General features: G+C 42.5%; 36 protein-coding genes. 35 read left to right on the top strand and 1 reads right to left on the bottom strand.

All coding sequences use genetic code 11. The features are described from left to right. Positions 1-376 precede the first annotated feature (376 nt). From rpsJ to rpsI, 35 genes are all read left to right on the top strand, one after another. Positions 377-685, top strand: a complete 309-nt coding sequence (rpsJ, locus tag KI210_RS07310) for a 30S ribosomal protein S10 (protein ID WP_003549023.1) — start codon at positions 377-379, stop codon at positions 683-685. Between the two features lie 24 nt (positions 686-709). Further along, positions 710-1,348, top strand: a complete 639-nt coding sequence (gene rplC, locus KI210_RS07315; RefSeq protein ID WP_212781229.1) for a 50S ribosomal protein L3 — start codon at positions 710-712, stop codon at positions 1,346-1,348. A 14-nt stretch (positions 1,349-1,362) separates the two neighbouring features. Then, on the top strand, positions 1,363-1,980 hold the full coding sequence (gene rplD, locus KI210_RS07320) for a 50S ribosomal protein L4 (protein WP_212781230.1): 618 nt from the start codon (positions 1,363-1,365) through the stop codon (positions 1,978-1,980). Further along, a complete protein-coding gene (gene rplW / locus KI210_RS07325) occupies positions 1,980-2,285 on the top strand; it encodes a 50S ribosomal protein L23 (protein WP_212781231.1) in 306 nt (101 codons plus the stop codon). The genes rplD and rplW overlap by 1 nt, the downstream gene beginning before the upstream one ends. A 15-nt stretch (positions 2,286-2,300) precedes the next feature. Beyond that, entirely contained in the window at positions 2,301-3,137 is an 837-nt protein-coding gene (rplB, locus tag KI210_RS07330) for a 50S ribosomal protein L2 (RefSeq protein ID WP_212781232.1), read from the top strand. A gap of 18 nt (positions 3,138-3,155) precedes the next feature. Further along, positions 3,156-3,434, top strand: coding sequence for a 30S ribosomal protein S19 (gene rpsS / locus KI210_RS07335; protein WP_212781233.1), 279 nt, complete (start codon positions 3,156-3,158; stop codon positions 3,432-3,434). 18 nt (positions 3,435-3,452) lie between these two features. Then, positions 3,453-3,806 carry a 50S ribosomal protein L22 gene (gene rplV, locus KI210_RS07340; protein WP_212781234.1) on the top strand — a complete coding sequence of 118 codons (354 nt, stop codon included), beginning with the start codon at positions 3,453-3,455 and terminating at the stop codon, positions 3,804-3,806. A gap of 13 nt (positions 3,807-3,819) precedes the next feature. Then, entirely contained in the window at positions 3,820-4,482 is a 663-nt protein-coding gene (gene rpsC / locus KI210_RS07345; RefSeq protein WP_212781235.1) for a 30S ribosomal protein S3, read from the top strand. Continuing rightward, positions 4,482-4,922: a 50S ribosomal protein L16 gene (rplP, locus tag KI210_RS07350; protein WP_212781236.1), complete on the top strand. Its 441-nt coding sequence runs from the start codon at positions 4,482-4,484 to the stop codon at positions 4,920-4,922. Before rpsC ends, rplP begins: the two co-directional genes overlap by 1 nt. Beyond that, complete coding sequence (gene rpmC, locus KI210_RS07355; protein ID WP_212781237.1) at positions 4,912-5,109, top strand: 50S ribosomal protein L29; 198 nt, start codon at positions 4,912-4,914, stop codon at positions 5,107-5,109. Before rplP ends, rpmC begins: the two co-directional genes overlap by 11 nt. Before the next feature lie 18 nt (positions 5,110-5,127). Continuing rightward, positions 5,128-5,394 (top strand): 30S ribosomal protein S17, encoded by a 267-nt coding sequence (rpsQ, locus tag KI210_RS07360; protein WP_212781238.1) that lies wholly within the window; start codon positions 5,128-5,130, stop codon positions 5,392-5,394. A 26-nt stretch (positions 5,395-5,420) separates the two neighbouring features. Then, positions 5,421-5,789, top strand: a complete 369-nt coding sequence (rplN, locus tag KI210_RS07365) for a 50S ribosomal protein L14 (RefSeq protein ID WP_212781239.1) — start codon at positions 5,421-5,423, stop codon at positions 5,787-5,789. An 18-nt stretch (positions 5,790-5,807) separates the two neighbouring features. Beyond that, positions 5,808-6,047: a 50S ribosomal protein L24 gene (rplX, locus tag KI210_RS07370; protein WP_212781240.1), complete on the top strand. Its 240-nt coding sequence runs from the start codon at positions 5,808-5,810 to the stop codon at positions 6,045-6,047. A 17-nt stretch (positions 6,048-6,064) separates the two neighbouring features. Further along, entirely contained in the window at positions 6,065-6,607 is a 543-nt protein-coding gene (rplE, locus tag KI210_RS07375) for a 50S ribosomal protein L5 (protein WP_212781241.1), read from the top strand. A gap of 12 nt (positions 6,608-6,619) precedes the next feature. Beyond that, a complete protein-coding gene (locus KI210_RS07380; protein ID WP_212781242.1) occupies positions 6,620-6,805 on the top strand; it encodes a type Z 30S ribosomal protein S14 in 186 nt (61 codons plus the stop codon). 23 nt (positions 6,806-6,828) lie between these two features. Then, positions 6,829-7,227 carry a 30S ribosomal protein S8 gene (gene rpsH, locus KI210_RS07385; RefSeq protein WP_212781243.1) on the top strand — a complete coding sequence of 133 codons (399 nt, stop codon included), beginning with the start codon at positions 6,829-6,831 and terminating at the stop codon, positions 7,225-7,227. 24 nt (positions 7,228-7,251) lie between these two features. After that, positions 7,252-7,782, top strand: coding sequence for a 50S ribosomal protein L6 (rplF, locus tag KI210_RS07390; RefSeq protein ID WP_212781244.1), 531 nt, complete (start codon positions 7,252-7,254; stop codon positions 7,780-7,782). 23 nt (positions 7,783-7,805) lie between these two features. Continuing rightward, entirely contained in the window at positions 7,806-8,165 is a 360-nt protein-coding gene (gene rplR / locus KI210_RS07395; RefSeq protein ID WP_212781245.1) for a 50S ribosomal protein L18, read from the top strand. A gap of 16 nt (positions 8,166-8,181) precedes the next feature. Then, on the top strand, positions 8,182-8,697 hold the full coding sequence (rpsE, locus tag KI210_RS07400; protein WP_212781246.1) for a 30S ribosomal protein S5: 516 nt from the start codon (positions 8,182-8,184) through the stop codon (positions 8,695-8,697). A gap of 11 nt (positions 8,698-8,708) precedes the next feature. Further along, positions 8,709-8,894, top strand: coding sequence for a 50S ribosomal protein L30 (gene rpmD / locus KI210_RS07405; RefSeq protein WP_212781247.1), 186 nt, complete (start codon positions 8,709-8,711; stop codon positions 8,892-8,894). Positions 8,895-8,914: 20 nt separating this feature from the next. Beyond that, positions 8,915-9,355, top strand: a complete 441-nt coding sequence (gene rplO, locus KI210_RS07410; RefSeq protein ID WP_212781248.1) for a 50S ribosomal protein L15 — start codon at positions 8,915-8,917, stop codon at positions 9,353-9,355. Then, on the top strand, positions 9,355-10,650 hold the full coding sequence (gene secY / locus KI210_RS07415) for a preprotein translocase subunit SecY (RefSeq protein ID WP_212781249.1): 1,296 nt from the start codon (positions 9,355-9,357) through the stop codon (positions 10,648-10,650). The genes rplO and secY overlap by 1 nt, the downstream gene beginning before the upstream one ends. A gap of 11 nt (positions 10,651-10,661) precedes the next feature. Continuing rightward, complete coding sequence (locus tag KI210_RS07420; RefSeq protein ID WP_212781250.1) at positions 10,662-11,315, top strand: adenylate kinase; 654 nt, start codon at positions 10,662-10,664, stop codon at positions 11,313-11,315. Positions 11,316-11,383: 68 nt separating this feature from the next. Beyond that, positions 11,384-11,605: a translation initiation factor IF-1 gene (infA, locus tag KI210_RS07425; RefSeq protein WP_212781251.1), complete on the top strand. Its 222-nt coding sequence runs from the start codon at positions 11,384-11,386 to the stop codon at positions 11,603-11,605. Positions 11,606-11,616: 11 nt separating this feature from the next. Then, positions 11,617-11,733, top strand: a complete 117-nt coding sequence (rpmJ, locus tag KI210_RS07430) for a 50S ribosomal protein L36 (protein ID WP_212781252.1) — start codon at positions 11,617-11,619, stop codon at positions 11,731-11,733. 18 nt (positions 11,734-11,751) lie between these two features. Then, the gene (gene rpsM, locus KI210_RS07435; RefSeq protein WP_212781253.1) at positions 11,752-12,102 is read left to right on the top strand and encodes a 30S ribosomal protein S13; all 351 of its coding nucleotides are present in this window, start codon (positions 11,752-11,754) and stop codon (positions 12,100-12,102) included. A 24-nt stretch (positions 12,103-12,126) separates the two neighbouring features. Continuing rightward, the gene (gene rpsK, locus KI210_RS07440; RefSeq protein ID WP_212781254.1) at positions 12,127-12,516 is read left to right on the top strand and encodes a 30S ribosomal protein S11; all 390 of its coding nucleotides are present in this window, start codon (positions 12,127-12,129) and stop codon (positions 12,514-12,516) included. Positions 12,517-12,561: 45 nt separating this feature from the next. Beyond that, positions 12,562-13,500 carry a DNA-directed RNA polymerase subunit alpha gene (locus KI210_RS07445; RefSeq protein ID WP_212781255.1) on the top strand — a complete coding sequence of 313 codons (939 nt, stop codon included), beginning with the start codon at positions 12,562-12,564 and terminating at the stop codon, positions 13,498-13,500. A gap of 24 nt (positions 13,501-13,524) precedes the next feature. Then, positions 13,525-13,908, top strand: coding sequence for a 50S ribosomal protein L17 (rplQ, locus tag KI210_RS07450; protein WP_212781256.1), 384 nt, complete (start codon positions 13,525-13,527; stop codon positions 13,906-13,908). A 180-nt stretch (positions 13,909-14,088) separates the two neighbouring features. After that, positions 14,089-14,940 (top strand): energy-coupling factor transporter ATPase, encoded by an 852-nt coding sequence (locus tag KI210_RS07455; protein ID WP_212781257.1) that lies wholly within the window; start codon positions 14,089-14,091, stop codon positions 14,938-14,940. Beyond that, the gene (locus KI210_RS07460; protein ID WP_212781258.1) at positions 14,916-15,776 is read left to right on the top strand and encodes an energy-coupling factor transporter ATPase; all 861 of its coding nucleotides are present in this window, start codon (positions 14,916-14,918) and stop codon (positions 15,774-15,776) included. The genes KI210_RS07455 and KI210_RS07460 overlap by 25 nt, the downstream gene beginning before the upstream one ends. Beyond that, positions 15,773-16,570 (top strand): energy-coupling factor transporter transmembrane component T family protein, encoded by a 798-nt coding sequence (locus KI210_RS07465; protein WP_212781259.1) that lies wholly within the window; start codon positions 15,773-15,775, stop codon positions 16,568-16,570. The genes KI210_RS07460 and KI210_RS07465 overlap by 4 nt, the downstream gene beginning before the upstream one ends. Continuing rightward, positions 16,570-17,352 (top strand): tRNA pseudouridine(38-40) synthase TruA, encoded by a 783-nt coding sequence (gene truA / locus KI210_RS07470; protein ID WP_246487337.1) that lies wholly within the window; start codon positions 16,570-16,572, stop codon positions 17,350-17,352. The genes KI210_RS07465 and truA overlap by 1 nt, the downstream gene beginning before the upstream one ends. Before the next feature lie 109 nt (positions 17,353-17,461). Further along, positions 17,462-17,905, top strand: coding sequence for a 50S ribosomal protein L13 (gene rplM, locus KI210_RS07475; protein ID WP_212781260.1), 444 nt, complete (start codon positions 17,462-17,464; stop codon positions 17,903-17,905). Positions 17,906-17,918: 13 nt separating this feature from the next. Then, the gene (rpsI, locus tag KI210_RS07480) at positions 17,919-18,314 is read left to right on the top strand and encodes a 30S ribosomal protein S9 (protein WP_212781261.1); all 396 of its coding nucleotides are present in this window, start codon (positions 17,919-17,921) and stop codon (positions 18,312-18,314) included. 82 nt (positions 18,315-18,396) lie between these two features. Here rpsI and KI210_RS07485 read toward each other — a convergent pair whose 3' ends face one another. Continuing rightward, positions 18,397-19,575, bottom strand: coding sequence for an MFS transporter (locus tag KI210_RS07485; RefSeq protein WP_212781262.1), 1,179 nt, complete (start codon positions 19,573-19,575; stop codon positions 18,397-18,399).

Here is a 19,575-nt window from a genome sequence, read left to right on the forward strand (position 1 = left end):
GAAAGATCTTGGCATATCATACTCCAGATGAAATCTTTGAGAAAGAATTAGATCATATCTATCAAGCAGTATAAATGTTCAATTTATTATTGCAATTTACGGAAAAAAATTTTTTGAAAAAAGCAGAAATTTTTGCGCGGAAAATTCCGCAAAAAAAATCAAAAATAAATGCTGCTAAACCCTTGAATTAAAAGGCTTGATCCTCTATACTAGGTAAAGTGCATTTATGAAGGGTAACTATGCCCTATGCACTATTTTGTTGTTAAGCGTTGACGCAAAAGGTTGCGGCACGCCAGGCTGCATTGCCACAGTGGCGTGCGGGGAATTTTTGCCGAGCTAGTCATCTTATCAAAGAAGACGTTAAGGAGGTAATTTGATGGCAAGTCAAACTATTCGTATCAGACTTAAGTCATACGAACATGGTATTCTCGATGAATCAGCTGCTAAGATCGTAGCTACTGCTAAAAGAACTGGTGCAGAAATCTCAGGTCCTGTACCACTTCCAACAGAAAGAACTTTATTCACTGTTCTTCGTTCACCACACAAGAACAAGGACTCACGTGAACAATTCGAAATGCGCACTCACAAGCGTTTAATCGACATTTTGAACCCAACCCCTAAGACGGTTGATTCATTAATGAAGCTTGATCTTCCAAGCGGCGTTGACATCGAAATTAAGCTGTAATCATAAATAGAAAGAGGTGTAAACATGACCAAAGGAATCTTAGGAAGAAAAGTCGGTATGACTCAAATCTTCAACAAAGATGGTGTCCTGGTTCCCGTTACTGTTGTTGAAGCAACTCCAAACGTTGTTTTGCAAGTTAAGACGGTTGAATCTGACGGCTACGAAGCTGTTCAATTAGGTTACCAAGACAAGCGTGAAGTTTTGAGCAACAAACCAGAAAAGGGTCATGCTGCTAAAGCAGAGACTTCGCCTAAGCGCTTCATTCGGGAAATCCGCGGTGTTGAGCTTAAGGACTATGAAGTCGGCTCAGAAGTTACTGTGGACACGTTTAAGGAAGGTGACGTTGTTGACGTTACTGGAATTACGAGAGGTCATGGATACCAAGGTAACATTAAGCGTCACCACCAATCTAGAGGGCCTGAAACCCACGGTTCACGTTACCACAGAATCCCAGGTTCAATGGGTTCAATCATTAACCGTGTACCAAAGGGTAAGAAATTGCCAGGTCACATGGGTGTGAAGAAAGTTACCATTGAAAACTTAGTAATTGAAAAAGTAGTTGCAGATAAGAACGTATTATTGGTTAAGGGTAACGTTCCAGGTGCCAAGAACTCATTAATCGTTGTTAAGTCAGCTGCTAAAGCTGTAAAAGCTGATAAATAGGGAGGAGGACTTACATGGCTAATTTAAAAGTTATCGATCAAAACGGTAAAGACTCTGGTGAAGTTACCTTAAACGACCAAGTTTTCGGTATTGAACCTAACGAAAGCGTTGTGTTCGACGCAATCATTAGACAAAGAGCTGGCAAGCGTCAAGGTACCTCAAAGGTTAAGAACAGATCCGCAGTTAGCGGTGGCGGTAAGAAGCCTTGGAGACAAAAGGGTACTGGTCGTGCTCGTCAAGGTTCTATCAGAGCTCCACAATGGCGTGGCGGTGGTACGGTATTTGGCCCAACTCCACGTTCATACGCATACAGTATGCCAAGAAAGCAACGCCGTTTGGCTATCAAGTCTGTTCTTTCACAAAAGCTTGCTGACAACGAATTAATCGTATTGGACAGTTTAACTTTTGCTGCACCAAAGACTAAGGACTTTGTTGCATTATTGAACAACTTAAAGGTTGAAGGTAAGGTTTTGGTTGTTTCTGACGACAAGAACGTTCAACTTTCAGCTCACAACTTGCCAAAGGTTAAGGTTGTTCCAGTTAACGGCTTGAACGTAGTTGACGCAGTTGATTACGACAAGCTGATCTTAACTCAAGATGCTGTTAAGAAGATCGAGGAGGTTTTGGCCTAATGAACGCACGCGATATCATTTTAAGACCTGTTATTACTGAAAAGTCCGCCAACTTGATGGACAACAAGAAGTACACCTTCGATGTTCTCTTGACTGCAACCAAGACTCAAGTTCGCGAAGCTGTTGAAGAAATCTTTGACGTAAAGGTAAAGAGCGTTAACATTATGAACGTTCGCGGCAAGGATAAGCGTGTTGGTCGTTACACTGGTAAGACTGCTCGTCGTAGAAAGGCAATCGTTACTTTAACTAACGACTCAAACGACATTAAGATTTTCAACAACGAAGACGAAAAAGAAGACAAGTAATAGGAGGTCAGACAATTGGCTATTAAAGTCTACAAGCCAACTACCAACGGTCGTCGTAATATGACTTCATCTGACTTTGCAGAAATCACGAAGACTAAACCAGAACGTTCACTGGTTGAATCTCAATCACACACTGCAGGTCGTAACTCATACGGTCACATTACTGTAAGACACCGTGGCGGTGGTCACAAGCAAAAGTACCGTATTATCGATTTCAAGCGTAACAAGGATAACGCAAAGGCAATCGTTAAGGCTATCGAATACGATCCAAACAGAACTGCTAACATTGCCCTTGTTACCTACACTGATGGTGTTAAGGCATACATCTTAGCTCCTAAGGGCTTGACTGTTGGTACTGTTATTGAATCTGGTGAAAACGCAGATATCAAGGTTGGTAACGCATTACCACTTAAGAACATTCCTACTGGTACTGCTATCCACAACATTGAATTGAAGCCTGGCAAGGGTGGCCAACTTGTAAGAAGTGCTGGTGCTAGTGCTCAAGTTTTGGGTGTTGACGGCAACTACACTTTAGTAAGATTACAATCTGGTGAAGTTCGCAAGATCTTGTCAACTTGCCGTGCAACTGTTGGTGTTGTTGGTAACGAACAACACTCATTGATCCAACTGGGTAAAGCTGGTCGTAGCCGTTGGTTGGGCAAGCGTCCACAATCTCGTGGTTCTGTAATGAACCCTAACGATCACCCACATGGTGGTGGTGAAGGTAAGGCTCCTGTTGGTCGTCCACAACCAATGACCCCATGGGGCAAGAAGTCACGTGGTATTAAGACTCGCAACACTAAGAAGGCTAGCGAAAAGCTTATCATCCGTCACCGTAAGGGTAGCAAGTAACAGAAGGAGGGTTAATTAATGAGCCGTAGTATTAAAAAAGGTCCTTTTGCTGATGCACACCTGTTAAAGAAGGTCGATGCACAAGCAGATGCAGATAAGAAGCAAGTTATTAAGACTTGGTCACGTCGTTCAACTATTTTCCCTTCATTTGTTGGTTTGACGATAGCTGTTTACGATGGTAGAAAGCACGTCCCAGTTTATGTTACTGAAGACATGGTAGGTCACAAGTTGGGCGAATTTGTTCCAACTAGAACTTTCCGTGGCCACAAGGCTTCTGAAGACAAAGCTACCAAGTAAGGAAGGAGAAACACTTAAATGGCAGAACAAATTAGTTCAGCTCGCGCTGAAGCAAGAACTGTTCGCATCGCTCCTAGAAAAGCCCGCTTAGTTGTTGACTTAATCCGTGGCAAGAGCGTTGCTGAAGCATTAGCAATCTTGGAATTTACGCCTAGAGCTGCTTCCCCAATCGTTAAGAAGGTTTTGCGTTCAGCTGTTGCTAACGCAGAACACAACTACGATCTTGAAAGTGCTGACCTTTACGTATCAGAAGCTTACGTAAACGAAGGTGCTACTTTGAAGAGATTCCGCCCACGTGCTAAGGGTATGGCTTCTCCAATTAACAAGAGAACTAGTCACGTAGTTGTTGTAGTTTCAACAAAGAACGATTAAGGGAGGTATATTAATGGGTCAAAAGATTAACCCAAATGGTTTCCGTCTTGGCGTTATCCGCGATTGGGAATCAAAATGGTATGCTGACAAGAATTACAAGGAAACCTTAAACGAAGACCTTCGTATTAGAGACTTCATTTCAAAGAAGTTGAAGGACGCTTCAGTTTCAACTGTAGAAATCGAACGTGCAGCAAACCGGATTAACATTTCAATCCACACTGCTAAGCCAGGTATGGTTATTGGTAAAGGTGGTTCAGAAGTTGAAGCTTTACGTAAAGAATTAAACGCTTTGACTAACAAGCAAGTTCACATCAACATTGTTGAAATCAAGAAGCCTGATTTAGACGCCGAATTGACTGCTGACAGTGTTGCTCGTCAACTTGAAGCTCGTATTGCTTTCAGACGTGCTATGCGTCAAGCAACTCAACGTTCAATGCGTGCTGGTGCCAAGGGTATCAAGATTCAAACTTCAGGTCGTTTGAATGGTGCTGACATGGCACGGCGTGAATGGCACACTGAAGGTCGTGTTCCATTACAAACTTTGAGAGCCGACATTGACTATGCATGGGTTAACGCCTTCACTACTTATGGTGAAATTGGTGTTCGTGTATGGATCAACCGTGGTGAAATCTTGCCTACTCGCAAGAACAAGCCTGTGAAGGGAGGAAACAAGTAATGCCTTTAGTACCAAAACGTGTAAAACACCGTCGTGAATTCCGTGGTAAGATGCGTGGTGCTGCTAAGGGTGGTAAGACCATCGCTTTTGGTGAATATGGTCTTGAAGCCTTAGAATCACACTGGATTACTAACCGTCAAATCGAAGCTGCCCGTGTTGCCATGACTCGTTACATGAAGCGTGGCGGTAAGGTTTGGATCAGAATCTTCCCTCAAAAGTCTTACACTGCAAAAGGTGTAGGTGTACGTATGGGTTCAGGTAAAGGTGCACCTGCAGGCTGGGTAGCTGTAGTTAAGAGAGAAAAGATCATGTTTGAAATTGGCGGCGTTTCAGAAGATGTTGCTCGTGAAGCTTTACGTCTTGCTGCTACCAAGTTGCCAATCAAGTGTAAGTTTGTTACAAAGAGTTCGGAAGTAGGTGGCGAATCTAATGAAGGCTAAAGAAATCAGAGCATTAACCACTGATCAAATGGTAGAAAAGGAAAAGCAATACAAAGAAGAACTCTTCAATTTGCGTTTCCAACAAGCAACCGGTCAATTAGAAAATACCGCTCGCTTAAACAAAGTCCGCAAGAACATCGCCAGAATTAAGACAATTTTGAGCGAAAAAGAATTAGAAAATAACTAACGGAAGGGAGCTATTAACTTGAGCGAATCAATCGAAAGAAATCGTCGTCACGTTTATCAAGGACGCGTAGTTTCTGACAAGATGGACAAGACCATCACTGTTGTCGTTGATACTTACAAGAATCACCCAACTTACAACAAGCGGATTAAGTATTCAAAGAAGTACTACGCTCACGACGAAAACAACGAAGCTAAGGTTGGCGACACTGTTCGTATCATGGAAACCCGTCCATTGTCTCGTAACAAACGCTTCCGTTTAGTTAACATCGTTAAGAAATCTGTTTAATTGCGGATTGAGGGGAGGATTCCACAGTGATTCAAAACGAATCTCGTTTAAAGGTTGCCGACAACTCTGGTGCCAGAGAATTACTTGTTATTAGAGTCTTAGGCGGTTCAAAGCGTAAGACTGGTAACATCGGTGACATTGTTGTAGCTACTGTTAAGCAAGCAACACCAGGTGGCGTTGTCAAAAAGGGTGACGTTGTAAAGGCCGTTGTTGTAAGAACCAAGTCAGGTGCACGTCGTGCTGATGGTTCATACATCAAGTTTGACGAAAACGCAGCCGTAGTTATTAACGCAGACAAGAGCCCTCGTGGGACTCGTATCTTCGGGCCTGTTGCACGTGAATTGCGTGAAGGCGACTTTATGAAGATCGTTTCTCTTGCTCCTGAAGTATTATAGTCTAAGTGAGGTGCGCTAATGTTTGTTAAAACTGGTGACAAAGTAAAGGTTATTGCCGGCAAGGACAAGGGCAAGGAAGGTACTGTTCTTTCAGTTAACGTTAAGAAGAACCGCGTAGTTGTTAAGGGCGTTAACGTAATTAAGAAGCACCAAAAGCCTTCACAAACTAACGCTAATGGTGGTGTAGTTGAACAAGAAGGTTCAATTCACGCATCAAACGTTAAAGTAATTGCTAAGGCAACTAAGGAAGACAAGTAAGAGAAGGGAGGATACACATGGCAAGTATTTTAGCTCAACAATACAAAGAAAAAGTTGTTCCAGCTTTAGAAGACAAATTTGAATACAAGTCAGTAATGCAAGTTCCTAAGATCGACAAGATCGTTTTGAACATGGGTGTCGGTGACGCCGTTTCAAACGCAAAGAACTTGGATGAAGCCGTTGAAGAATTGACTTTAATCTCAGGCCAAAAGCCATTAATTACCAAGGCCAAGAAGTCAATCGCCAACTTCCGTTTACGTGAAGGTATGTCAATCGGTGCAAAGGTTACCTTAAGAGGCGACAGAATGTACGACTTCTTGTACAAGCTCGTAAACGTTGCCCTTCCACGTGTTCGTGACTTCCGTGGTGTTTCAAGCCGTTCATTTGACGGTCGTGGTAACTACACTTTGGGTGTCAAGGAACAATTGATTTTCCCAGAAATCGACTTTGACAAGGTAAACCGCACTAGAGGTTTAGACATTGTTATCGTTACTACTGCCAACACTGACGAAGAAGCTCGTGAACTTTTAACTCAATTTGGTATGCCTTTTGCTAAATAATGGAGGACATTAATGGCTAAAACATCACAAAAAATCAGAAATTCACGTCCTGCTAAGTTCTCATCACGCGAATACACTCGCTGTGAGAGATGTGGCCGTCCACATTCTGTATACCGTAAGTTTGGTTTGTGCCGTATCTGCTTAAAGGAATTGGCACACGAAGGTAAGATTCCTGGTCTTAAGAAGGCTAGTTGGTAATACAGTTAGGAGGATAGAATTAAATGGTTATGACAGATCCGATCGCAGACTACTTAACTAGAATTCGTAACGCCAACATGGCAAAGCACGATTCAGTAGAAGTTCCTGCATCAAACATTAAGAAGGCTATTTCTGAAATCTTGAAGAACGAAGGTTTCATCCGCGATTACGAAGTAACCGAAGACGGTAAGCAAGGCGTTATCAAGATTTTCTTGAAGTATGGTCCAAACGGAGAACGTGTCATTTCAGGTTTGAAGCGTATTTCTAAGCCAGGTCTTAGAAACTACGTTGGCGCTGATAACTTACCTAAGGTTCTTAACGGCTTAGGTATTGCCATCGTTTCCACTTCTGCTGGCCTTATTACTGACAAGGAAGCAAGACAAAAGAACGTCGGCGGCGAAGTTATCGCTTACGTTTGGTAATTCTGACAGAAAGGAGAAAAATCAATGAGTCGTATTGGTTTAAAGACTATTGAAGTACCCGAAGGTGTCACTGTTACCAAGGATGGTGAATTTATCACTGTTAAGGGCCCTAAGGGTGAATTAACTCGCCACTTTGATCCAAAGATCAAGTTTGAACAAAACGATGGTAAGATTAACTTCTCACGTACTAGTGAAGCTGACAAGGCTTTACACGGTACTGAAAGAGCTAACCTTGCATCAATGGTTGAAGGTGTAGTTAATGGTTACAAGAAGAGCTTGAAGCTTATCGGTGTTGGTTACCGTGCAGTTGCTCAAGGTAACAAGTTAACCTTGAACGTTGGTTACTCACACCCAGTTGTTCTGGAAGCTCCAGAAGGTGTAACTGTTAAGGCCACTTCAGCAACCGACGTTGAAGTTGAAGGTATTTCAAAACAAGACGTTGGTCAATTTGCAGCCGAAATCCGGGACGTACGTCCACCAGAACCTTACAAGGGCAAGGGTATTCGTTATGTTGATGAATACGTACGTCGTAAGGAAGGTAAGACTGGTAAATAATAGATAAATTTTGAGGTGAAATTGTGATTTCTAAACCAGATAAAAACAAATTACGCTTAAAGCGTCATAAACGTATTCGTGGTAAGATCTCTGGTACTGCTGAGCGCCCACGCTTAAGTATTTTCCGTTCTAACAAAAACATCTACGCTCAATTAATTGATGACGTAGCGGGTGTAACGCTTGCAAGTGCCTCAACTTTAGACAAATCTGTTTCTCAAGATGCTACTAAGGTAGAACAAGCTCAAGCTGTTGGTAAGGCCATCGCTGAAGCTGCTAAAGCCAAGAACATCGAAACTGTTGTCTTTGACAGAAGTGGTTACTTATACCACGGCCGTGTTCAAGCTTTAGCTGACGCTGCTCGTGAAAACGGATTAGTATTCTAGGAAAGGAGATTAACACATGGCAAACCGCAACGATTCTCGCAAAGATCGTAGACCTAAGGACGAAATCGAAGACCAATTAGTTGCAGTTAACCGGATCACCAAGGTTGTTAAGGGTGGTCGTCGGATGAGATTTGCTGCTCTTGTTGTTGTTGGCGACAAGAAGGGTCACGTTGGCTTCGGTACTGGTAAGGCTCAAGAAGTCCCAGAAGCTATCCGTAAGGCAGTTGAAGCTGGTAAGAAGAACATGATTGCTGTTCCAACTGTTGGTACCACTATTCCTCACGAAGTTATCGGTCACTACGGTTCAGGTGAAATTTTATTGAAGCCTGCCGCAGCTGGTTCCGGTGTTGCTGCCGGTGGTGCCGTACGTATCGTTATGGATATGGCCGGCGTTGCTGACGTTACTTCAAAGTCACTTGGTTCAAACACTCCTATTAACGTAGTTCGTGCAACCATTGATGGTTTGAAGAAGCTTAAGACTCGTGAAGATGTTTTGAAGCTCCGTCAATCAGCAAAGAGTTTAGAAGATTAGGGAGAACATAGATGACTGATTTAAAAGTAACTTTAATTAGAAGTGCTGCCCACCGTCTTCCAAACCAACGCAAGATTGTTAAATCATTAGGTTTGGGCAAGGTTAACAGCTCAGTTGTGCTTAAGGACAGTGCATCTGTTCGTGGCGCATTGCTGAAGATCGCTCACTTGATCTCAGTTGAAGAAATCAACAAATAATTACAGGAGGTGCCTAGTTAATGAAGCTTCATGAATTACATGCTGCAGAAGGTTCACGTCGTGCAAGAAAGCGCGTTGGTCGTGGTACTTCTAGTGGTTACGGTAAGACTTCTGGCCGTGGTCAAAAGGGTCAATTGGCTCGTCAAGGCGGTCACACCCGTTTAGGTTTTGAAGGTGGACAAATGCCTTTATTCAGAACTATGCCTAAGCGTGGTTTTAAGAATATTAATCGTAAAGAATACGCTATTGTTAAATTAGCAGACTTGAACAAGTTTGAAGAAGGTAGCGTTGTAACTATCGAAAACCTTAAAGAACAAGGCCTGGTTAAGAAAGAATTGTCAGGCGTCAAGTTACTCGCAAGTGGCGAATTGAAAGTTAAGTTAACTGTTAAAGTTAACAAGGCTTCAGAAGCTGCTAAGAAGGCAGTGGAAGCTGCTGGCGGTACTGTTGAGGTGATCTAATGTTTTCGACCTTGAAGAACGCCTTTAAGGATAAAGAGATTAGAAAGAAAATATATTTCACGCTTTTTATTCTATTGATTTATCGGATTGGTGCTAATATCACTGTCCCAGGAATCAATGCGAAAGCGATCAGTCAGGTATCATCAACGGGACTTGTATCAATGCTTGATACTGTTTCTGGTGGTGGACTTGACAACTATTCAATCTTTTCTTTGGGTGTTTCACCATACATCACTGCACAAATTGTTATTCAGTTGTTGCAGATGGATATTGTGCCTACACTTGTTGAATGGGGCAAGCAGGGTGAAGTTGGACGAAGAAAGACGAACCAGGTAACAAGATACTTAACTTTGGTGGTTGCCTTCGTTCAAAGTTTGGGAATTACCTTAGGATTTAACTCCTTAACGTCTTTAGGACTGGTTAAGACTCAAACTGCTTTATCTTACGTTGAAATTGCCATCATCATGACTGGTGGTACGATGCTGTTGACCTGGTTGGGTGACGAAATTACTGATAAAGGTTTAGGAAATGGTGTTTCAGTAATTATCTTTGCGGGAATCATCGCACGTCTTCCAAATGGACTGGCTTCAGTCTTCCAGGAATACATTACGGATGCTAGTTCAAGCGATCGGCTTCAAGGTGTTCTTTTCTTTGTCGGACTCATTCTTGTTATTCTGATCGTTACTCAAATTGTTACTTGGGTAGAACAAGCAGATCGTCGTATTCCAATTCAATATACGAGAAGAGCGACGACTAGCGGATCAGAAAGTTTTCTACCCTTAAAAGTTAATGTGTCTGGGGTTATTCCAGTTATCTTCGCCAGTTCATTTATTGTGACACCAGCAACTATTTTGATGTTGTTCCAAAACTCGCACAGTGATGAAACTTGGTACCAAGTATGTAGTCAAATCTTCAGTATGCAAACTACTCCAGGTGTGATTCTTTATACTGTGTTGATTATCTTGTTTACTTTCTTCTACGCTTTTGTTCAGGTAAATCCTGAAAAGCTGTCTGAAAACTTGACTAAGCAAGGTGCATATATTCCAAGTGTTCGGCCAGGGAAAGATACGCAAGGATTTGTATCAAAGACTTTGATCAGATTATCAACAGTAGGATCGGTCTTCCTAGGTTTGGTTGCATTGCTGCCACAACTTGCTACAAATATCTTTGACTTACCAAGTTCAATTGGCTTGGGCGGGACAAGTTTATTAATCGTAATTGGTGTTGTTCTAGAACTTTCACGGCAAATCAATGGTTTGTTGATGAAGAAGGAATATGTAGGATTCATTAGATAGGAACGGAAAAAATGATTAACTTGATTCTTTTGGGTTTGCCTGGTGCTGGTAAAGGTACTGTTTCAGAGCGAATCGTTGATAAGTATCACTTAACACATATCTCAACTGGGGATATGTTTAGGGAAGCTATGGCTAACAAGACTAAAGTTGGTCTTGAAGCCAAGAGCTACATTGATAAAGGTAATTTGGTACCTGATGAAGTAACTGCCAAATTGGTTGAAGAACGTTTAAACCAACCTGATATCAAAGAAGGCTTCATCTTGGATGGTTTTCCAAGAACCACTAAGCAAGCTGAACTTTTGGACGGGATTCTTGAACGAGTAAACAAGCCTTTATCAAATGTCATCTCACTCGATGTCAATGAACAAACTTTGATTGAACGTTTGTCAGCCCGCTTCATGTGTAAGAATTGTGGTGCAACTTACAACAAGCTTACTAAGATGCCTAAAGTTGAAGGCACTTGTGATCGTTGTGGTGGCCACGAATTTTATCAACGTGAAGATGACAAGCCAGAAGTAGTTAAGAATCGTTTGGAAGTAAACGAAAAAATGAATGCTCCTTTGAAAGACTTTTACGAAAAGAAAGGTTTGTTAACTGTTATTGACGGTGAACAAACTCCTGAAAAAGTCTTTAAAGATCTAGACGCAGTTTTGTCAAGAGATTAATTGTTGAATTAATTTTTTGGCGTGCTATAATTTCAAAGTATGACTGTTTAAATTGCGGAGGAACAACTTTGGCAAAAGATGATGTCATTGAAGTAGAAGGTAAGGTAGTTGATACCTTACCTAATGCTATGTTTAAAGTTGAATTGGAGAATGGGGCTGAAATTTTAGCCCACGTTTCAGGGAAAATCAGAATGCACTACATTCGTATTTTGCCTGGAGACAGAGTAACTGTTGAACTATCTCCATATGACTTAACTAAAGGTAGAATTACGTATCGATTTATTAAATAACGGAGGTAAACATGAAGGTTAGACCATCTGTTAAACCAATGTGCGAACATTGTAGAGTTATCAAGAGACATGGCCGTGTGATGGTTATTTGCCCAGCAAACCCAAAGCACAAGCAACGTCAAGGTTAAAATAGGAGGTGCAAATAGATGGCACGTATTGCTGGTGTAGACTTACCAAGAGAAAAAAGAGTCGTTATCGCGCTGACCTACATTTACGGGATCGGTGATGCAACTGCTAAGAAGATCTGTGCTGATGCAGGTGTTTCTGAAGATATTCGGGCAAAGGATTTAACTCCAGAAGACCAAGAAAAGCTTCGTTCAGAAGTTGACAAGTACCGTGTAGAAGGTGACTTGCGTCGTCAAGTCAGCATGAACATTAAGCGGCTTGTTGATATCGGTTCTTACCGTGGTATTCGTCACCGCCGTGGACTTCCGGTTCGTGGTCAAAACACTAAGAACAACGCCCGTACTCGCAAGGGTTCAAAGAGAAGTCGTTAATTTAGGTTTTAAGGAGGTTTATTAATGCCTGCAAAGAAAACAGCGCGTAAGCGTCGTGTGAAGAAGCATGTTGAAAGCGGCGTAGCTCACATTCACTCAACTTTCAACAACACTTTAGTCATGATTACTGACGTTCAAGGTAACGCCGTTGCTTGGTCTTCAGCTGGTGCATTGGGCTTTAAGGGTTCACGTAAGTCAACTCCATTTGCTGCTCAAATGGCAGCTGAAGCTGCAGCCAAGACTGCTATGGACCAAGGTATGAAGCACGTAGAAGTTTCAGTTAAAGGTCCTGGTGCTGGTCGTGAATCAGCTATTCGTTCACTTCAAGCTACTGGTCTTGAAATTACTGCAATTCGTGACGTTACGCCAGTTCCACACAATGGTTCCAGACCACCAAAACGTCGTCGTGTTTAATCTTGTCCTTGATGGAGGACGTTACGTTTTGAAAGGGGCCCAGTAATGATTGAATTTGAAAAACCAAATATTACCGTTATTGATCAAGATGAAGCTTACGGTAAATTTGTTGTTGAACCACTTGAACGTGGCTTTGGGACGACCTTAGGCAACTCATTGCGCAGAGTTTTGCTAACTTCGATCCCGGGCACCGGACTCGTCTACGTTCAAATCGATGGAGTGTTGCATGAATTTTCTACCATCCCAGGTGTTAGAGAAGATGTAACCAAGATCATCTTGAACTTGAAGAAACTTGAACTTAAGTCATTTTCTGATGAGCAGAAGATTATTGAGCTTGATGTTGAAGGTCCGGCTACGGTCACTGCTGACGACTTAAAAGTTGATGCAGATGTTCAAGTTCTTAACCCAGATCAGTACATTTGTACCATTGCTGAAGGTGGCCACTTGCACATGCAAATTGCGATCAACAATGGTCGTGGTTACATTGCTGCAAGTGATAACAAGACTGATGATATGCCTATCGGTGTTATTCCAGTTGATTCTCTGTACTCACCAATCAAGAAAGTTAACTACCAAGTAGAAGCTACTCGTGTTGGTAAGAGAGATGACTACGACAAGCTAACTTTAGAGATCTGGACTGACGGCTCAATCAAGCCAAATGACGCCCTTAGTTTTGCTGCCAAAATCTTGGTTGAACACTTCAAGGTATTTGAATCGGCAGATGCAAGTGCCCAATACAGCGAAGTAATGGTTGAAAAGGAAGACGACAAGAAAGAAAAGAAGCTTGAAATGACTATTGAAGAGCTTGATCTTTCAGTTCGTTCATACAACTGCTTGAAGCGTGCTGGCATTAACACGTTGCAAGAATTGACAGACAAGACTGAAGCGGACATGATGCGCGTACGTAACTTAGGACGCAAGTCATTGGAAGAAGTAAAGAACAAATTAGCAGACTTAGGTTTATCACTTCGTCAAGAAGACTAAGTTTGCGAACAAGGAGGCAAATTCATGGCATACCGTAAATTAGGTCGCGATAGTGCTCACAGAAAAGCAATGCTCCGTGAAATGACTACTCAATTGATCATCAACGAACGCATTGTTACGACTGAAGCTCGCGCCAAAGAAATCCGCAAGACTGCTGAAAAGATGATTACTTTGGGCAAGCGCGGTGACTTAGCTGCTCGTCGTCAAGCTGCAGCATTCATCCGTAAGGAAGTTGCTGACATTCATGAAGAAAACGATGCAGTTGTTGTAAAGAACGCTTTACAAAAGCTTTTCTCAGATGTTGCACCTCGTTACAAAGACCGTAATGGTGGTTACACTAGAATCTTGAAGCTTGCTAAGGCTCGTAAGGGCGATGCAGCTCCAATGGTTATTCTTGAACTTGTTTAATAGCAAAAGATAACCAAACTTAATACGTATTAAGAATTATCCATGGAAGCGAGAATAAGCGCGATGATGATGGCCGAAAGGCTTAGTCTAGCTTAGATGATTTTGATCATCCCTCATCATGGATGATTTTTTTTTTACACTTATTTTTGGTAAAATTGAACTGTTTTAGGTGGTGATCAAATGGTACAAGAAAATATTGTCAGCATGCGAAATGTAACGTTTACATACCGTGAAGCTTCAAAACCAGCTGTAGACAATTTAAATCTCGATATTCCAAAGGGCAGCTGGGTGTCAATCATCGGTCATAACGGCAGTGGTAAATCAACCATAACCAGGCTGATCGATGGTTTAATTGCATCAGACAATCTTGAAAAATCAAAAATCTTCATTGATGGAGTAGAATTGACTCCAGAGACTGTTTGGGATTTACGCAAGCAGATCGGAATTGTTTTTCAAAATCCCGATAATCAATTTGTGGGAGCGACGGTTGCTGATGATGTTGCCTTTGGCCTAGAGAATCGTGGCATTGCCCGCCCAGAAATGGTTAAGAGAGTCGCTCAGGCCCTTAAAGATGTGGGAATGGATGATTATGCTAAAACAGAGCCAAGCAACCTCTCAGGCGGTCAAAAACAGCGTGTCGCGATTGCTGGGATCTTGGCTGTTCATCCGCAAATTATCATTTTAGACGAAGCTACTTCGATGCTTGATCCGGAAGGTCGCGATGAAATTCTGCACATAGTGCGTGAAATGCAAAAACGCGATCACCTGACGGTAATCTCAATTACTCATGACATTAATGCTGTTAATAACAGTGATTTAGTAGCAGTGGTAGATGACGGGAAGCTGCTAGCGTATGACCAGCCTGACAAGATTTTTTCCCATACCAAGCTGCTGCGCGAAATCGGCTTAGACGTGCCTTTCTTTTATCAAGTTCGCGATAGCCTAGAGGCGGCTGGAGTTAGCGTGCCATCGTCTATTAGCTCAGAAGAAGAGTTGGTTAACTACTTATGTCAATTGAATTCAAAAATGTAAGTTATATCTATTCACCAGGAAGTCCCTTAGAACAAAAAGGGCTGGACCAGGTAAGTTTTAAGATCAAAGAGAATAGTTTTACTGCTTTAATCGGCCATACTGGCAGTGGCAAGTCCACGTTAATGCAGCATTTTAATGCGCTCTTAAAACCGACTGAGGGTGAAATCACGATTGCGGGATACACCATCAATAAAGACACTAGCAACAAAAATCTAAAACAGTTGCGCAAAAATGTAAGTCTGGTATTTCAGTTTCCAGAAAGTCAGCTCTTTGAAAACACAGTGTTAGCTGATATTGCTTTTGGACCCAAGAATTTTGGTTATAGCGAGGACGAAGCTAAAGAACTTGCACTGAAGTGGTTAAAGAAAGTTGGTCTAGATGAAACCGTCGCCGAGCGGTCGCCGTTTGAACTTTCAGGCGGTCAAATGCGGCGAATTGCAATTGCTGGGGTAATGGCCTATGAACCAGCCATTTTGTGTTTAGATGAACCAGCTGCCGGACTCGATCCGCGCGGGCGCAAAGAAATGCTGGAATTATTCAAAGAATATCAAGAAAGCGGCCACACAGTAATCTTGGTAACCCACAATATGGACGATGTTGCAGACTATGCTGACGACGTTTTGGTCATGGAAGGCGGAAAGTTGATCAAGCATGCCACACCCAAGGAGGTATTTGCTGACGCTTCTTGGCTGACTGCTCACCACTTGGGTTCGCCAACCGCCGCTAAGTTTGCCCAAAAGCTAGCACAAAAAGGCTTGCAGCTAGATGACGAGGTTTTAACCTTAAATGAGTTAACGCAAGCTCTAAAAGCAAAAATGAAAGCAGGTGAAGCATGAGCAAAATCATAATTGGTCGATACATCCCTGGTGATACCTATATTTATAAAATGGATCCCCGGGGCAAGTTGCTGACGTGCTTTATTTTTGTGTTTGTCATCTTCTTAGCCAACAATTGGGTGACCTACAGCATCATCACCTTGTATACTCTACTAGCAATTATTGGCACGCATTTGCGCCCAAAGGTGTTTTGGGATGGGGTAAAGCCAATGGTTTTCCTGATTCTATTTACATCGCTGTTGCAATTGTTTTTTACCACAGGTGGAAAAGTTTATTGGCATTGGTGGGGGCTGTGGATAACTAATTACGGCATTCGCAATGCGATTTACATTTTCTTACGCTTTACCCTAATCATCCTGATCTCAACGGTCATGACGGTTACTACGCAGCCTTTAGAAATTGCTGATGGAATTGAATGGCTGCTGTGGCCTTTAAAGTGGATTAAGGTTCCGGTAGAAAAAATTGCCTTGGTGATGTCAATCGCACTCCGTTTTGTACCTACACTGTTTGATGAAACCTTAAAAATCATGAACGCGCAGCGCGCACGCGGGGCTGATTTCAACGACGGTGGGTTGATCAAGCGGATCAAGGCAATTGCTCCCCTGATCGTCCCGCTATTTATCAATTCCCTAGAAGTGGCGGTAGATCTTTCTACTGCGATGGAAGCGCGGGGATATCAAGGCAGCGAGGGCCGTACCAAATACCGGGTACTGAGCTGGAGCAGATACGATTTGATTAATTTGGGCAGTTTTATCGCCCTCATAGTACTACTAGAGATTTTTAGAATACGCTAATGACAAGATATAAAATGACGATGGCTTATGATGGCCATCTTTTTCATGGTTTTCAAGTTCAACCTGATCAACGGACCGTTCAAGGGGTAGTTGAAGACGTTTTAAAAAGAATGACTAAAGGCAAGTATGTCAAAGTGGAAGGTTCCGGGCGCACCGATGCAGGAGTACATGCGATGGGGCAGGTAATTCATTTTGATTACCCGCAGCGCGAAATACCTGCCGAAAGAATGTTACCGGCACTCAATTCCCAAATGCCGACGGATATCATCTTTACAAATTGCGAAATTGTCGATGATGATTTTCACGTCCGCTACAGTGCCAAAGGCAAGTGGTATCGGTATCGCTGCAGCTTGGATCACTTTGTAAATCCTTTTAAGCGTTTCTATACGGGACATTTTCCCTATCCCTTGGATGTAGCTAAGATGCAAAAAGCCGCTAGCGACCTAATTGGAACACATGATTTTACCAGTTTTGCAGCTAGTGGCGGGTCGATCGAAGACAAGGTGCGAACCATTTACTACGTGAATATTCAAGAAGATAAGGCCAATAATGAAATCATTTTTGATTTTATCGGCAGCGGATTTTTGTACAATATGGTCCGCATTTTGGTTGCCATGCTGCTAGAAATAGGCAATGGCCGGCGTCCGGTAGATGATATTCCCCGGGTAATAGCAGCCAAAAATCGCCTGGAGGTTCAAGGAACGGCCCATGCAAGCGGGTTATATTTGTATCATGTATTCTATGAAGACGTACCAGCAAAATATCGACTCGATCTACAATAAAATAATTGACTTTTAGGCCATTTCGACGTACATTAGTATAGTATGTTTGTCCACGATAGGCCCCGGAAACTTATTGTTTTCAAACTGCAAAAATACGGAGGAATTTAAATTGCGTACTACACCATTAGCAAAATCAGGTGAAATCGAACGTAAGTGGTATGTTATCGATGCAACTGACGTATCTTTAGGTCGTCTGTCTGCAGCCGTAGCTACTATCTTGAGAGGTAAGAACAAGCCTCAATACACACCAAATGTTGACACTGGCGACAACGTTATTATCATTAACGCTTCAAAGGTTAAGTTGACTGGTAAGAAGGCTACTGACAAGATTTACTACCACCACTCATCATGGCGTGGCGGCCTGAAGGCTACTCCAGCCGGCCAAATGCGTGAAGAAAACCCAGTTAGATTGATCGAATTGTCAGTTAAGGGTATGCTTCCAAAGAACACTCTTGGTCACCAAGAATTCTTAAAGCTGCACGTTTACGCAGATGCTGAACACAAGCACGAAGCACAAAAGCCTGAAGCATTAGACATCAACGAATTGATTTAAGGAGGTTATCTAAATGGCACAACAAGCTGCATACGCAGGTACTGGTCGTCGCAAGGATTCAGTTGCGCGCGTTCGTTTAGTACCAGGCAACGGTACAATTACTGTTAACGGCAAAGATGTTGACTCATACATCCCATACCCAAACTTGGTTAAGGACTTGAAGCAACCTTTGACTTTAACTGAAACCGATGGTCAATACGACGTTTTAGTAAACGTTAACGGTGGTGGCTTCTCAGGTCAAGCTGGGGCCATTCGTCACGGTATTGCACGGGCTTTGCTTGAAGTTGACCCAGACTTCCGTGGTCCACTTAAGAAGGCTGGTTTCCTTACTCGTGACCCAAGAATGAAGGAAAGAAAGAAGCCAGGTCTGAAGAAGGCTCGTAAGGCTTCACAATTCTCAAAGCGTTAATATTTATTATCAGCGTTTCTCAAAACACATCAGCAATTTGCTGGTGTGTTTTTTTGATGTAAAAAAATAGGCGTCGTCACGCCTATTTAGAATAAATTCGTTTCAGTTGGAAAATAATCCCAAAGCCAGCAAAGGCAAAGATTGCTGACAGGTAAACAATGTTGTTAACAGTAGTGAAGTGCAACATTTGCGCTGCCAGGAATGACCCAATTGAAATACCAACATTTGAAAAGACTGGGTTTAATGATGAAGCGAGATCTAAGGCAGCAGGGGATTCCTTTGAAGCAATGTCCATCATCAATACCTGCACGGTAGCACCATAACTTGAATTGAAAATGCAGACAATAGCGATGCAAATAAATGAGACCACGGCTAAATTTTTCATAGTCAAACCAGCTATGATCAAAAAGATCCCCATTATTACGTATAAGCGTGGTAGGACCTTGACCCCGCCATTATCAGCACACCAGCCTCCGAGGTTGTTGCCGACAATCGCCATTAAGCCCAAAATCAGTAAAAGCAGGTTAAGCGAGGATACGCTAAAACCCATTTGTCCGGTAATGATTGGCCGGATATACGTGTAGAAGCTGAATTGGGCGGCACAGATTGCCATAATAAAGCTAACCGTGAGAATTACCCGTTTATCCAGCATAAAGTCTTTCACGCCGCCGGCATTTGCAGCATCTTTCTTGTGGATAGCCTGTGGAGTATTGCGCGGAACTAAAAATATCAACAAGCTAATTGTAATTGCGGCTATGATGTCCACTAGCCAGTAACTTGCGTGCCAGCCCCAGTTGGTCGAGATAAAAGTTCCCAAGGGAACCCCAGCGACCGAAGCAATATTAAAGCCCGCAAACACCCAAGCAATGGTAGCAGCCCGTTTTTCTTGTGGGACCACAAAGTTGGTCATGGTTAAAGTTAACGAACAGATGGCTCCAGCAGTAGATGCTGTAAGGATGCGCGATCCCATGAGCGATAAGTAATTGGTGGCTAAAGCCGTCCAGGTGTTACCGACAAAAAAGACTGCTAACAGCCCAAAATAAACTTGGTGTCGTTTAAATTTCGATGTTAAGATGCTGACAAGTGGAGTAGCAATTGCATAAGTCAGTGCAAAAGCTGTGATTAAAATTCCGAGGTTCGACATTGAAGTGCCGAAATCTTTGTGGATATCTGATAGCACTCCAACGATCATGTACTCATTGCATCCCAACATAAAGGTGGTCAAGATGAAAATCAAGGACTGAATTCGATATTTTGGCAT

Origin of the sequence: Lactobacillus corticis (assembly GCF_018327645.1) — a bacterium.
Taxonomy (GTDB): domain Bacteria; phylum Bacillota; class Bacilli; order Lactobacillales; family Lactobacillaceae; genus Lactobacillus; species Lactobacillus corticis.